The 14,204-nt window shown below is 40.2% G+C and carries 10 protein-coding genes; 1 reads left to right on the top strand and 9 read right to left on the bottom strand.

Annotated elements, in window-relative coordinates; translation table 11 throughout:
- The first annotated feature begins 42 nt into the window (after positions 1–42).
- Complete coding sequence (locus tag FV185_RS05625; RefSeq protein WP_067494808.1) at positions 43–1,476, top strand: cryptochrome/photolyase family protein; 1,434 nt, start codon at positions 43–45, stop codon at positions 1,474–1,476.
- On the opposite strand, the gene FV185_RS05620 is transcribed toward FV185_RS05625, so the two are convergent.
- From FV185_RS05620 to FV185_RS05580, 9 genes are all read right to left on the bottom strand, one after another.
- Positions 1,473–2,192, bottom strand: coding sequence for an energy transducer TonB (locus FV185_RS05620; protein ID WP_067494806.1), 720 nt, complete (start codon positions 2,190–2,192; stop codon positions 1,473–1,475). The two genes, FV185_RS05625 and FV185_RS05620, sit on opposite strands and share 4 nt — an antisense overlap.
- A gap of 3 nt (positions 2,193–2,195) precedes the next feature.
- Positions 2,196–4,025 (bottom strand): ribonuclease catalytic domain-containing protein, encoded by a 1,830-nt coding sequence (locus FV185_RS05615; RefSeq protein ID WP_067494803.1) that lies wholly within the window; start codon positions 4,023–4,025, stop codon positions 2,196–2,198.
- Entirely contained in the window at positions 4,022–5,386 is a 1,365-nt protein-coding gene (gene mpl / locus FV185_RS05610) for a UDP-N-acetylmuramate:L-alanyl-gamma-D-glutamyl-meso-diaminopimelate ligase (protein ID WP_067494800.1), read from the bottom strand. Before mpl ends, FV185_RS05615 begins: the two co-directional genes overlap by 4 nt.
- A gap of 3 nt (positions 5,387–5,389) precedes the next feature.
- A complete protein-coding gene (gene metH, locus FV185_RS05605) occupies positions 5,390–9,103 on the bottom strand; it encodes a methionine synthase (protein WP_067494797.1) in 3,714 nt (1,237 codons plus the stop codon).
- Positions 9,104–9,201: 98 nt separating this feature from the next.
- Positions 9,202–10,632, bottom strand: a complete 1,431-nt coding sequence (locus FV185_RS05600) for an ammonium transporter (protein WP_067494794.1) — start codon at positions 10,630–10,632, stop codon at positions 9,202–9,204.
- An 11-nt stretch (positions 10,633–10,643) separates the two neighbouring features.
- Complete coding sequence (glnK, locus tag FV185_RS05595; RefSeq protein WP_067494790.1) at positions 10,644–10,982, bottom strand: P-II family nitrogen regulator; 339 nt, start codon at positions 10,980–10,982, stop codon at positions 10,644–10,646.
- 22 nt (positions 10,983–11,004) lie between these two features.
- Positions 11,005–12,258, bottom strand: coding sequence for an outer membrane beta-barrel protein (locus FV185_RS05590; protein WP_067494787.1), 1,254 nt, complete (start codon positions 12,256–12,258; stop codon positions 11,005–11,007).
- 355 nt (positions 12,259–12,613) lie between these two features.
- Entirely contained in the window at positions 12,614–12,952 is a 339-nt protein-coding gene (gene glnK, locus FV185_RS05585; protein WP_056929286.1) for a P-II family nitrogen regulator, read from the bottom strand.
- Positions 12,953–12,975: 23 nt separating this feature from the next.
- A complete protein-coding gene (locus tag FV185_RS05580; RefSeq protein ID WP_067494783.1) occupies positions 12,976–14,172 on the bottom strand; it encodes an outer membrane beta-barrel protein in 1,197 nt (398 codons plus the stop codon).
- Between the last annotated feature and the right edge of the window lie 32 nt (positions 14,173–14,204).

Below are 14,204 nucleotides of genomic sequence, written 5' to 3'. Positions count from 1 at the left end.
TCATAAGTTCTTAAAACTCGATGACGTTTTATAGGTAAAAAAATGCTAAATTCAGATCAACAATCTAATAAAAAAGCGCTCTTCTGGTTCCGTCGAGATTTACGTATTCATGACAATCATGGTCTCAGTTTCGCCCTTAACCAGTTTGAAAGTGTTTTTTGTGTATTTGTTTTTGATAGAAATATTCTAAACCAATTAAAAAATAAACAAGACAGACGAGTTGAATTTATATGGCGCTCGATTGAACTATTAAAGCAAAGTTTAATTAAAAAAGGAGGGGATCTTATTGTATTAGATGGCTCCCCTCACTCTCTAATTCCTGATTTAGCAAACCAATTAAATGTACAAACAGTTATCACTAACCACGACTATGAACCTTACGCTCGTTCACGTGACGCCGAAGTTGAAACACAGCTTAAGGAATTCGGAATTCAGTTTTTAACCTTTAAAGATCAAGCTATTTTTGAAAAAAATGAAATTTTAACTGCGCAAAACAAGCCCTATACTGTGTTCACTCCCTACAAAAACAATTGGCTAAAACAACTCTCCTTCGAACACTATGCCTATTTTGATGGACCATCTCAGCATTTAGCCAAGTCTTCAGCGTTTGATTACTCATTACCCAGTTTAACCGACTTAGGTTTTGCAGAAACCAATCTAACCACATTAAAAATCAATGCAGGGGAAGAGGGAGCCCAAGCACTACTCAACGAATTTATGCCGCGTATGTCCTTCTATCATGAACGGCGTGATTTCCCTGGTATACGCGGCGTCTCCTACTTATCTATTCATTTACGCTTTGGAACTATTTCAGTCAGAGAGCTCGTTAGGCAAGCACTACAACTTAACAACAAAGGCTCTTCCACATGGTTAAACGAGCTGATTTGGCGTGATTTTTATTTTGCCATAGTGTGGCATTTCCCTCATGTGGCCCATGGTGCATTTAAGAAAGAGTGGGATAGTTTGGTGTTTGATAATAATCATCAACTTTTTGACGCATGGTGTATGGGTTTAACAGGATACCCAATTGTAGACGCAGCCATACGGCAACTCACGCAAACAGGTTTTATGCATAATCGATTACGCATGATTAGCGCCTCATTTTTAGTCAAAGATCTACAAATTGACTGGCGTTGGGGAGAAGCTTTTTTTAGTGAACATCTCAATGACTTTGATTTGTCTGCCAACAATGGAGGATGGCAATGGTCGGCATCTACTGGTTGCGATGCCCAACCGTGGTTTCGAATTTTTAATCCCATTACGCAATCAGAAAAGTTTGATAGTGAAGGAAGCTTTATTAAACGATATTGTCCTGAATTAAAAAACTTACCACCCAGCAAAATTCATGCACCATGGTTACTATCAGCACTTGAACAACAACAATACAATTGTGTGATTGGTAAGGATTATCCTGCACCAATTGTAGATCATAAGATCGCTAGAGAAAAAACATTAGCCCGTTATAAGTTAAACTAATGACTAGAAACGGACTCATCCGCTTGTCTAAATACAAAGGTGCGGGTAATCCGCACCTCCTCAGTGACTGCTTTCATCGATTGAGAAAAAGGAGGGAATGGCTCACATAAACGAATAATTTTAATAGCCGATTGATCCAGCGCACTAATTCCCGAGCTCCTCACTACCAATAACTCTTGTATATGTCCTGCACTGTCTATCACTACACTGATCCGTACATTACCAGATAAAGGAAAGCCATTGACTGGAGGTGGGTAGTTAACCGATCCGATTCTTACTACTTTGTCTCTAAAATCCTTTTCATAATTTTGAATATCGCTATTTTGAGTAGTAATACTGTCAACGATTTTTTTTGATGACGAATCATCCAAACTAAGTGTTTTTGCTAGATTTAAACTGTTAGTTAATAAATCTTGACTTGGGGATTCTTTTCTTTGGATATTGTTATTTTGGTAACGAGTAAGTGCTTTATGGGTTATCTGCTTTTTATGAGTAGATACCTCTGTTTTATTATTTTGAGGTTGAAGCACCTGTCGGTTTTCTAAATGACTTGGCTGCTCTTGGTACCAATTTAATTCTATCGGCTCTTGAAACGAATGACTTACAGGTAAGCTAATACGAGGAATAGAATGCTGATAAAACAATAACCAAACAATTAATACATGAATAATAATTGATAAAAAAACAATCTTAGTAAATTGTGTTTTTTGTGTCATAGGCTACTGGACTAGTTCACAGTCACATTTTAGTTCCCACAAGTCTACCTTACTAATTTTAATCGTATAGTGTTGACCTGTTACTAATTTCTCTACACCTTTTACTGATAGTACTAAAGGTAACTCGTTTAACCGTACATTCACATCACGTAATGCTACAGCCTGCCAAGTAGTAACATTCTCTTGTATTAACCAACGTAGTGACCAATATCTTTCCATGTTTCTCTGAAAATCCAAGTAAGTACTGTAAGTGATATCAAATGACTTGGCTATCTCAGTAAATTCATTTTGCTCAGCAAAACAGTTATTTTGTTGGTGATTAATAATTCTTAACAATTGCCACTGATTGACCAAATCCACATAACGACGTAACGGAGAACTAGTCCATGCATATTTCTTCAAACCCAAACCTTGATGCGACTTAGGCTCAGTACTCATATAAGTTTTGCCGTTTTCTTGGACTCTATATAGCCCAACCAAATGGCTTTGCGATAACTTATCGGCCCAGTGACTATTTACCTCAATCATCAACTCTGCCACTAACGTATCAAGCGGTGAACCACGAGGTCGTTGAGTAATAGTTACCCGATCCTGTTCTACAATAAAATCATAGTCAATATAATGTGTTTGTGGTCGAGTGTTGACACCGCGTTGATCTGCCACATAGCGTGCAAGATGTAACAGAATTTGTAATTGCTGTTGATAAGCGTGAGAGGCCACTACATCATTATCTAAAAAATAAGGCTGAAGGTCATGTAATCTCAAATTATCTTCTACCCAAATTTTTTCAAGTTTGGTGGTTCTATCGCTAATCTCAAAGGTGTTTTTATTAACTGTTATATAACAAGATAAACAGGGATTCCATTGTTTTTCTTGAAGACTAAAACAATTAATAACCGCTTCTGGCAACATAGGAATTTTATTACCAGGCATGTAGACTGTAGACAATCTTAAGCGTGCATAGTGTGCAAGCTCTGATGTTTCATGAATACCAAGTGCAGGTACTGCGATATGAATACCAATTAACCAGTGTGTGTTATCCAGTTCCTGCACACTAAATGCATCATCAATTTCTGTTGTAAATGCATCATCAATACTAAAAGCAGCAACCGGCGACGCAGTTAACTGAGCGAGAAAAGTATCTTTATCAAAAGAAGATAAACCAATCTCTGGAGTAATATGGTCATGGATGAATTTCTGAGTAAAATAATCGTGACTATTTCTGATTAAGCCACATTTCACTATTAATTGCGGTAAAGACAACCCCAATGAAGTGGCAATAAAATCAGCGGTTTTGTATTCCCACGTATTCTTATCTGGTTTATATAAAATGACATGATAGTGAGACTTTAACCACTCTGGTGTCTCACCACGTTGTATCTGCTCTAATGATTTCTGTTTCTCTGCTTCCTGTACTCTTTTCTTTTCAATACCCAGTAAAGCTGCTTTTACATTTTCTTCCGGAGCTCTTCTAAATAATCCTTTACCACGTTTATAAAAATAAATTGGTGCATCAAAAATTGCCAAATAAAAAGACGCTAACTCAACAAAATTCGGTATATGCCCTAAATATTCAAGAGCAAGATTTTTAACATCTAGAGTATCAGTGGTTGGTGAGGCTTCCCACAATAAATTAACATCTATCTCTGTCTGAGCTGTTTTTGCCTGCGGTAAAAACTGCTCAAAAGGGGCATACTCAAATTCAAAGATCACCACTTGACGTTTGATTTTCACCCTTTTACCAAAAGGTGTTTCCACCATCATACTTTGTTCTGACTGAGTCAGTATTTTGGCTACTCTGAGCTCTCCCTCATCCTCATAAAAAACATTCATGATGCTAAAGCAGTTAATAGTCGCTGATGAATACCAGCAAATCCACCATTACTCATTACAAGAATATGGTCTCCAGAACGCACTTGGGCACAAATATGGCTGATCAATTGATCAATGTCATAATCAATTTTAAGCTTATCTGCTAACGGTAAGAGAGCGCTTTCAATATCCCAGCCTAAGTTTGCACCATAAGCAAAAACCCAGTCCGCACCATTTAAACTATTTGCCAATGTCTCAGCCCATACTCCCTGCTTCATTGTATTAGAGCGTGGTTCTATTACAGCCACGATACGTTGATTTTTTACTTTCTCTCTTAATCCTGCAAGCGTTGTTGCTATCGCTGTTGGGTGATGCGCAAAGTCGTCGTATACGGTAATGCCATTGACGCTGCCTCGTACTTCCATTCGTCTTGCTATGCCCTGAAAGCTACTGAGTCCCTCACTGATACTTTCAAGACTAAGACCAATTACCGATAAGGCAGTGGCTACCGCTTTTGCATTCATTTCATTATGTTTACCTAATAACTGCCAGGAAACGGTATGCGTTATTTGTGTAGATTGATGCATTAAAGACAATTGACCATCACTAACTGACAACTGAAAAAGACCTTTTTTTTCAAAAGGCACCAAGTGAGACCAACTACCTTGCTGAATAACATCGTTGATATTATCGTCGCTATCATTGTAAACCAGCGAACCTTTACTCGGTACTGTTCTTACTAAATGATGAAATTGCGTTTTTATTGCATCGAGGTCTTTAAAAATATCGGCATGATCAAATTCAAGATTATTTAAAATCGCAATTTCCGGATGGTAGTGTATAAACTTCGATCTTTTATCAAAAAACGCTGTGTCATATTCATCAGCTTCAATGACAAACCATGGTTTATCTTGAGCGCTCAGAAAATGTTTAGGCAGTCGAGCCGAAACCTTAAGGTTATGAGCGACGCCGCCGATTAGAAAACCTGGTTGGTATCCTGCCTGCTCTAATACCCAGGCCGCTAAAGATGAAGTAGTTGTCTTACCATGGGTGCCTGCAATAGCAAGAGTTCGACAATGTTTTAATATATGTTCAGATAACCATTGTGGCCCCGATACGTAATTTAAGTCATTATCAAGAATCGCCTCCATAAGAGGGTTACCACGACTAACTACGTTACCAACGACAAACAAATCAGGATTAAGATTAATTTGATCCGCCTCAAATCCCTCAATAAGATGAATACCTTGTTCGGTAAGCTGAGTACTCATTGGGGGATACACATTGGCATCACAACCTGTTACATGATGACCTGCTTCTTTTGCAAGCACAGCAATCCCGCCCATGAATGTGCCACAAATACCTAGAATGTGAATATGCATATATTATTTAACTAGATTGTAAGGATCGTAGCCTAAATTTGGTGCTAACCAACGCTCCACTTCCTCTACTGTCATATTTTTACGCTGCGCGTAACTTTCTATTTGATCACGATCCACTTTCCCGACAGCAAAATAACGACTATCAGGATGCGAAAAATAAAAACCACTCACAGCTGCAGTAGGTAACATAGCATAGCTTTCAGTAAGCTCCATATGCGCATTTTTTTCTACTTGGATTAACTCAAATAGTTGCGCTTTTTCGGTGTGATCAGGGCAGGCGGGGTACCCAGGGGCAGGGCGTATTCCCTGATAGGACTCTGCGATAAGATCTGTATTAGTGAGCTGCTCATTGTCCGCATAACCCCACAGCTCTTTTCTAACACGCTCATGAAGCCATTCAGCACAAGCTTCTGCCAGACGATCTGCCAGTGCCTTCAACATGATTGAATTATAGTCATCATGCTTTTTCTCAAACTCATTTAACTTATCATCAATTCCAAGACCTGCAGTTACCGCAAAGCATCCAATGTAATCACTTACACCTGAAGCTTCTGGGGCGATAAAGTCAGCCAAACTTTGGTTAAACCGATCCGAAGCTTTTTGATTTTGCTGCCTTAGAAAATGAAAAGTCGTTAGTAACTCATGACGTTGTGGATCGTATACAGCAACATCTTCACCCTCATGAATCGAGGCTGCAGGGAAAATTCCTACTACCGCTTTCGCATTTAGCCATTGATGGGTAATGATTTCATCCAACATTTTTTTACCATCATGAAAAACCGATTGTGCTGACTCGCCAACTATAGGATCACTCAAAATATCTGGGAATTTACCTGATAACTCCCAAGTCTGAAAAAAAGGTGCCCAATCTATATAAGGAACCAACTCTTTTAAAGAAACTTGGTCAAATACGGTAATACCTAATTGTTTGGGTTGAGGTGGAAGATAGTTTTTCCAATCAATACGCCAACGATTTTTTTCAGCTTCAACAAAAGGAATCAACGGCCCCTGACCTTTTTTCGACTCGTGTTGCTGACGTATGCGTTCGGTGTCGACTTTTAGTTTTGTTACAAACTCTGTTTTTAATTCATCGCTAAGTAACTGACTACAAATGCCCACAGCACGTGATGCGTCAGGAACATATACCGTGACACCGTTGGCATAATTAGGCTCAATTTTTACTGCAGTATGGACACGTGAAGTAGTGGCTCCACCAATGAGTAGTGGAATAGTAAATCCTTCTCGTTGCATTTCTCTTGCAACATGAGCCATTTCTTCTAGTGATGGCGTGATCAATCCAGAAAGACCAATAATGTCGACTTTTTCTTCTTTAGCCTTTTGTAAAATCTTATCAGCAGGAACCATCACACCCATATTCACTACTTCAAAGTTATTACACTGTAAAACTACTGCCACGATATTTTTACCAATATCATGTACATCGCCTTTCACAGTTGCAATGAGAATTTTCCCTTTCGATCGCGTATCTCCGGATTTGGCTTTTGCTGCCTCAATAAAGGGTATCAAATGAGCGACAGCCTGTTTCATTACCCGAGCGGACTTAACCACTTGCGGTAAAAACATTTTTCCTTCACCAAAGAGATCTCCCACCACATTCATCCCATCCATCAAGGGACCTTCTATCACCTCAATGGGTTGAGCGTACTGTAATCTGGCTTCTTCTGTGTCTTCAACAATCCAGTTTGAAATACCTTTAATTAGAGCGTGAGTCAGTCTCTCTTGTACTGATTTTTGGCGCCAACTCAAATCTTCTGTTTGTGTTTTTGAACCACCCTTAACCTGGCTTGCAAAAGCCACCATTCTCTCTGCCGCATCAGTTCTACGATTCAAAATGATGTCTTCGACATGTTCTAATAGTTCTTGAGGTATTTCAGCATAAACGCCTAATTGACCTGCATTAACGATACCCATTGTCATACCGGCACGTACAGCATGGTATAAAAATGCAGTATGAATAGCTTCTCTTACAGGCTCGTTGCCCCTAAAAGAGAAACTGACATTGGATACGCCACCACTGATTTTTGCGTGAGGTAGAGTGTCACGAATAATGCGCGTAGCTTCAATAAAATCAACTGCATAGTTATTGTGTTCTTCTATACCCGTGGCAATGGCAAACACATTCGGATCAAAAATAATATCTTCTGGTGGGAAGTCTAGTTTTTCTCTGAGTAAATTGTATGAACGAGTACAAATCTCTACTTTTCTTGCTAACGTATCAGCCTGTCCTTGTTCATCGAAGGCCATGACAATCACTGCCGCACCATAACGCAATACTAGTTTTGCTTTCTCGAGAAAAGCCTCTTCTCCTTCTTTCAGACTAATTGAGTTGACAATTGGTTTACCTTGTATACATTTAAGACCCGTTTCAATCACCTGCCAATCAGATGAGTCAACCATAATTGGCACTCTTGAAATATCAGGTTCCGCTGCAACCAAATTCAAAAAGCGTTTCATTGCTTCTTTTGAATCCAACATGGCTTCGTCCATGTTGATATCAATGATTTGCGCCCCATTTTCAACTTGGTTTCTTGCCACTGCTAACGCTTCATTAAATTCGCCTGCCAAGATCATCCTAGCAAAGGCTTTTGATCCAGTAACATTGGTTCTTTCACCCACATTAACGAACAATGACTGATCACCAATATTCAATGGCTCCAATCCTGATAAACGCAGTTCAGCAGGAATGGGTGGAATCCGCCGCGGCGGAACATCTCTTACTGCATCTGCAATGGCTTTAATATGCGCCGGTGTCGTACCGCAACAACCACCAACAATATTAATAAATCCGGCTTCAGCAAACTCCTTTAATAATCGAGAAGTGACCTGTGGGCTTTCATCATAACCAGATTCGGACAAAGGATTGGGGAGTCCAGCGTTAGGGTGAGCACTCACATACGTGTCTGCAATACGTGACATTTCTTCCACGTAAGGACGCATGAGTTCAGCACCTAAAGCGCAATTTAGCCCAATTGAAATAGGTTTAGCATGCTTTAAGGAATTCCAAAAAGCTTCTGTGGTTTGACCTGTTAGTGTTCGCCCACTTTGATCGGTGATGGTTCCTGAAATCATCACGGGCATACGTATGCCATGTGTCTCGAAATACGTTTCTATAGCAAATACCGCGGCCTTTGCGTTTAATGTATCAAAAATGGTTTCAACCAATAAGATATCGACACCACCAGCAACTAAGCCATCAATTGCTTCTAGATATGTTTCAACTAAAGCATCAAAATCCACATTTCTATAACCTGGATCATTCACATCAGGTGATATAGAAGCAGTTTTAGTAGTCGGACCCAGCACACCTGCTACAAACCTGGGTTGGTTTGGGTTATCCAATAAGGCCTGATCAACCACTTCTCTGGCTAACACAGCGGCACTTTTATTAATTTCAAATACCAACTCCTCCATGTAGTAATCGGCCATAGAAACGCGATTAGCATTAAAGGTATTGGTTTCAATAATATCGGCACCCGCCTCTAGATAGGCTTGGTGAATAGCTTTGATGATATGAGGTTGGGTTAAGACCAACAGATCATTATTTCCTTTCAAGTCATGAGGAAAGTCACGAAAACGTTCACCACGGTAATCCTCTTCAGTGAGCTTGTAGCCCTGAATCATGGTTCCCATGGCCCCATCAAGCAAAACTATTCTTTGCTTTAATAACTGCTCTAATTGATTGGTTTTATTTTGCATAGCACGCTATTTTACACCGTTTAAGCCTTCTTTCCCAAGCGCAAAAAGGCATAAAAAAAGGCGCCCGAAGGCGCCTTAAAGTACTTCTGGAGGAATAACTATTCCACACGTTCACCATGAAGAACCAGATCAAGCCCTTCTCTTTCTTCTTCTTCGCTCACTCTTAAGCCTACGATAAGATCAATTATCTTAAGAATAATCGTTGACATAACAAACCCATAGACAAGTGTTACACCGACACCAAGAGCCTGAGTCATCAAACTACCATCAACACCACTTAACTCTTTAATATTAAATACACCTGTTAGGAGAGCACCCACAATTCCGCCAATACCATGTACACCAAAGGCATCTAGAGAATCGTCATAACCTAATTTGTGTTTAAGGGTTGTGGCTGACCAAAAACAAATTGCTCCTGCAGCAATACCAATAATTAGCGCGCCCGTAGTATCAACAAAACCTGATGCTGGAGTAATAGCAACAAGACCGGCAACGGCACCTGAGGCGATCCCTAATACACTGGGTTTACCTTTTACAATCCACTCCGCAAACATCCAAGCAAGAGCAGCTGCGGCTGTAGCCACTTGGGTGACAACCATTGCCATACCAGCGCGCCCGTCTGCGGCTACAGCAGAACCTGCGTTGAAACCAAACCAACCTACCCACAGCATTGATGCGCCAACCAAAGTTAATACTAAGTTATGTGGTGCCATCGGCTCTTTACCATAACCAACACGCTTACCCATCATTAGTGCTGCTGCAAGACCTGCAATACCTGCATTGATATGAACGACTGTACCGCCAGCAAAATCTAATACTCCCTTGCTAGCTAGCCAACCACTAGGCTCCCATACCCAATGTGCGATAGGTGCGTATACAACTAAAGACCAAATTGCGACGAACAACATCATAGCTGAGAATTTCATTCTTTCAGCAAAGGCACCAGCAATAAGCGCTGGAGTGATAATAGCAAAGGTCATTTGAAACATCATATACACTGATTCTGGGACATTTGTCGCAATATGAGACACAGATACTTTTGCCGCATCATGTTGATAGAGCATGCCGTGCAATAAAAAGCGATCTAATCCACCTAACCAACTTGATCCTGGTGTGAAAGACAGACTGTAACCCATCACTACCCATAGTATGGTTACTAAACAGGTAATGGCAAAACTTTGCATAAGGGTTGCTAGGACGTTTTTCTTGCGCACCATACCGCCATAAAACAAGGCCAAGCCAGGGATTGTCATGAACAATACCAATGCAGTTGAAGTGAGCATCCAGGCTGTATCACCTGAATTGATTTTACTAAAATCCGTTAAAAACGGGGCGGTTGGTGCTGGGGCAGCAGCAGGTGCTGCCGCAGGAGCCGCAGGGGCTGCTGTGCTAGCAGGAGTGGCAGTAACACTTGCAGCAGGTGCTGCGCTGGATGGATTAGCCGCTTCATCAGCGAGCGCTTGATGTGAGCCAACTAGTAACGCCAACACAAACAGTGCTGCTGTTAAGCTCTTTGATAACATTTTCATTTTCTTTCCCCTTATAAGGCGTCTGAACCCGTTTCACCGGTACGGATACGTATAACTTGTTCTAATTCAAAGACAAATATCTTGCCATCCCCAATCTTCCCTGTATTAGCCGACTTCTCTATCGCCTCTAACACTTGATCTAACATCTCGGAAGCAATGGCAGCCTCTAATTTCACCTTGGGTAAAAAATCCACCACATATTCCGCTCCTCGGTATAACTCAGTGTGACCCTTCTGCCTACCAAACCCTTTCACTTCTGTCACCGTTATCCCTTGTACTCCTATCGCACTCAACGCTTCTCTTACCTCATCAAGCTTGAATGGCTTAATAATCGCCGTAACCAGTTTCATATGAGTCTCCTAATCATTAACTTTAAAATTTATAAATACCCTGTACGCCATAAGTCAGCATATTTTGAGTAAGAGAACCGTTACTGGTACCAAAAATTGGATTGTCAGCACGGTCACCACGTAATTCAGTTCTGATTTCAACGTTTTTAACTGGCGCATAACCAAGTGTTAAAGTCACTTCACGAACAGTATTCGCACCAAGTGGTGTCCCGCCACCGCTGTAAGCAATAGCTACTCCTTGTTCATCACGTAACTGTTCAGCACGTAAAGAAATACGGTATTGATCATTAAATTGATGGTTCAGATAAGCCGCTACACCCCAATAAGTTTCTGTCCCCACTGATGTGGCCGAAAGCGCTGCATTTTGTTGTGTAACATAATCTGCATCAACAATAAATGTAGTTTGTGCAGTTAGATTACTGGTAAAAACCACATCATAAATATTTCTTAAACCGCTACGCCCACCATTGGTAGGAAGTAAAGCACTACCACCGATCGTATTTGCAGTGTAGGTGAGTGGTACTACATTGCCAGGAGTATAGGTAGCACCGTATTGCGGCATAGCTTCATCGCCTGAATAAATACTGGCCACCAATGACGTGTCAGTAGTAAAAGTTTCGTTCAGTGCAAGCTCAATGGTTTTTGAACCAGTTTGAGCAACCGCTTGATCCCAGCCATTGTTGACACCAAAGGTCAACGTTGTTGAACCAGTTAGCGCATCTGATATACGTAAACCTGTATGGGTAAAAGGTTGATGGTTATACAGGATAGAGCGCGTCATATTAGTGTTGAGGGTACTATCAAAAGACTCCGCACCAGCTAATGAAGGAAACTTACCAAGTAGTGTTGTCCAGCTACTTTTTGCATACTGAATAAATGCCTGAGGAAGCGCTAGGCTGCCACCGCTGAAGGGTTGAGCTGTATTGTTAGTACAAATACCATAAGAACAAATTACGCCAGCATCAGATCCTGCAATAATATTAACTAATCCACCAAAACCCTCTTTAGGTTGCTTGGCTAAAACAACTCCTAACTGATGTAAACCAAATGAATTCTTATTAGGATCAATTACTTGAATATTGGTATTTGGCGTTTGATTGTGTCCAATATAACTTGCGTCAATATACTCTTTGTCTGTGATGCCGCTATTTGACAAAATAGTTTCTAACGTCGGTTTGCTTGCGTCAGTGGTTGCTGGAGCTGTCGCATCCGCATAAACAAAAGGCGAACTCACCAATAAAAGACTACTTAATGCTAACAGTGAAGTTTTTTTCATTGCATTTTTTCTCCCAAATAAATGCTACTTAAATTAAATAACTTAATGACCCAATCAATTAAAAGCACAGAGCGTGCCAGATTAATAATTTGGGCTGTTTTATTTAGTAAAAAGAGAAATACTAGAGTGAAGTGTTGATTACTTAAATTGAGATAATACAATTAGTTACAACTTTATTGACGAAAACAATTAACGCATTATTTTATGATTAAGATAGTTAAAAAATAGATTTTTTAACTATTAAAAAGAGTAATTATTTACTAATTAAAGTATCTCTTTGTTTACATGACGGATAACTCTTGTGCCGCATAATAGTGCACAGCATCATTGTTGCGCACTATTATGAGTTGATAAACTACAGCGCTTCTGAACCCGTTTCACCGGTACGGATACGTATAACTTGTTCTAATTCAAAGACAAATATCTTGCCATCCCCAATCTTCCCTGTATTAGCCGACTTCTCTATCGCCTCTAACACTTGATCTAACATCTCGGAAGCAATGGCAGCCTCTAATTTCACCTTGGGTAAAAAATCCACCACATATTCCGCTCCTCGGTATAACTCAGTGTGACCCTTCTGCCTACCAAACCCTTTCACTTCTGTCACCGTTATCCCTTGTACTCCTATCGCACTCAACGCTTCTCTTACCTCATCAAGCTTGAATGGCTTAATAATCGCCGTAACCAGTTTCATGTAAGTATCCTATTGAGTGTGAGCTAGAATTTATATATTCCTTGTACGCCAAAAGTAGTCATATTGTTACTGTTACTGTAAACAGCCAAGTCTGAATGGTCATATCTACCTTCAACTCTTATTTCTGTGTTCTTAACCGGTGCGTAGCCTAAAGTTAGAGTAGCTTCACGAACGTTATTGGCTCCTGGTGCATGAGCTCCGATATAAGCTCCAGAGTTAGGATCCGTCGCCCACCCACTGTTGTCACGCAATTCTTCAGCACGGAAAGATAAACGATAGATATCGTTAAATTGATAGTTTAAATATCCAGCAACGCCTGAATAGGTTGCGTTACCCGCTACACCTGGAACATTTTCTTGGGAGACGTAGTCGCCATTAAGAATAAATGTCAAAGAGTGAGTTAAATTAGTGCTAAACACCATATCAACTAAGTTTCTTGTACCACTAGGAATAACATTAGTGGCATTTTGAACCCCTGGGATGGCAGTATTATAGGTATAACCCGCATTAGGGAAACTGTTTTCAGCGCCAGAGTAGGCACTGATGGCTAAAGAGGTATCTTGTGTAAAGGCTGAGCTAAAACCAAGCTCCACTGTTTTTTGTGTGTTGGTGTCAGTGACTTGATCCCAACCATTATTAATACCAACAATAATGTTGGTCATATCTGACAAGGCTGTGGTAAGACGTATCCCTGTATGTGTAAAGGGAATTTTACCAAATAAAATAGAGCGGGTAATGTTTGTATCAGCAGAGCTATCAATGACTTCAGCGCCTGCCAGAGTACCAAATTTACCACCAATGACGGTATAACGACTTTTTGCGTATTGAATAAAACCTTGCGTAATATCAACTGATTGGCTACTGGCACCATATGATGAAATAGTTTGTGCATCACGTCCAGCTGTTATATTTAGTAATCCGCCAAACCCTTCTTTAGGCATTTTTGAAATGAACAAACCAAGCTGATGTAGTGCAAACGTGTTTTTGTCTTGGTTAAAAACTTGAATAGATGGATCTGGTATTTTATTGCTACCAATGTAAGAAGCATCAAAGTAACCTTTTACATCAATTTCTGAATTTTTGAGAATATCTGCAAATGTAGGCCCATTAGTATTATTATTTGATGTATTATTAGTACTACTTTCTTCTGCTAATACATAATTTGATATTAATAACCCACAACCCATAGCTGACGCTAGCACTAAGCCTCTTAAGTACATGGTTTTCTCCCCCTTGGGTACAGCAAAATTAT

Origin of the sequence: Ferrovum sp. PN-J185 (genome assembly GCF_001581925.1) — a bacterium.
In the GTDB taxonomy this organism is placed as follows: domain Bacteria; phylum Pseudomonadota; class Gammaproteobacteria; order Burkholderiales; family Ferrovaceae; genus PN-J185.
Note: the sequence above shows the minus strand (reverse complement) of the source record. Positions and strands in the feature narration are given on the sequence as shown.

What these genes read in the sequence shown, in the direction of transcription:
- FV185_RS05625 (WP_067494808.1), top strand. Translation starts at nt 43, where the DNA reads ATGCTAAATTCAGATCAACAATCTAATAAAAAAGCGCTCTTCTGGTTC.
- FV185_RS05620 (WP_067494806.1), bottom strand. Translation starts at nt 2,192, where the DNA reads ATGACACAAAAAACACAATTTACTAAGATTGTTTTTTTATCAATTATT.
- FV185_RS05615 (WP_067494803.1), bottom strand. Translation starts at nt 4,025, where the DNA reads ATGAATGTTTTTTATGAGGATGAGGGAGAGCTCAGAGTAGCCAAAATA.
- mpl (WP_067494800.1), bottom strand. Translation starts at nt 5,386, where the DNA reads ATGCATATTCACATTCTAGGTATTTGTGGCACATTCATGGGCGGGATT.
- metH (WP_067494797.1), bottom strand. Translation starts at nt 9,103, where the DNA reads ATGCAAAATAAAACCAATCAATTAGAGCAGTTATTAAAGCAAAGAATA.
- FV185_RS05600 (WP_067494794.1), bottom strand. Translation starts at nt 10,632, where the DNA reads ATGAAAATGTTATCAAAGAGCTTAACAGCAGCACTGTTTGTGTTGGCG.
- glnK (WP_067494790.1), bottom strand. Translation starts at nt 10,982, where the DNA reads ATGAAACTGGTTACGGCGATTATTAAGCCATTCAAGCTTGATGAGGTA.
- FV185_RS05590 (WP_067494787.1), bottom strand. Translation starts at nt 12,258, where the DNA reads ATGAAAAAAACTTCACTGTTAGCATTAAGTAGTCTTTTATTGGTGAGT.
- glnK (WP_056929286.1), bottom strand. Translation starts at nt 12,952, where the DNA reads ATGAAACTGGTTACGGCGATTATTAAGCCATTCAAGCTTGATGAGGTA.
- FV185_RS05580 (WP_067494783.1), bottom strand. Translation starts at nt 14,172, where the DNA reads ATGTACTTAAGAGGCTTAGTGCTAGCGTCAGCTATGGGTTGTGGGTTA.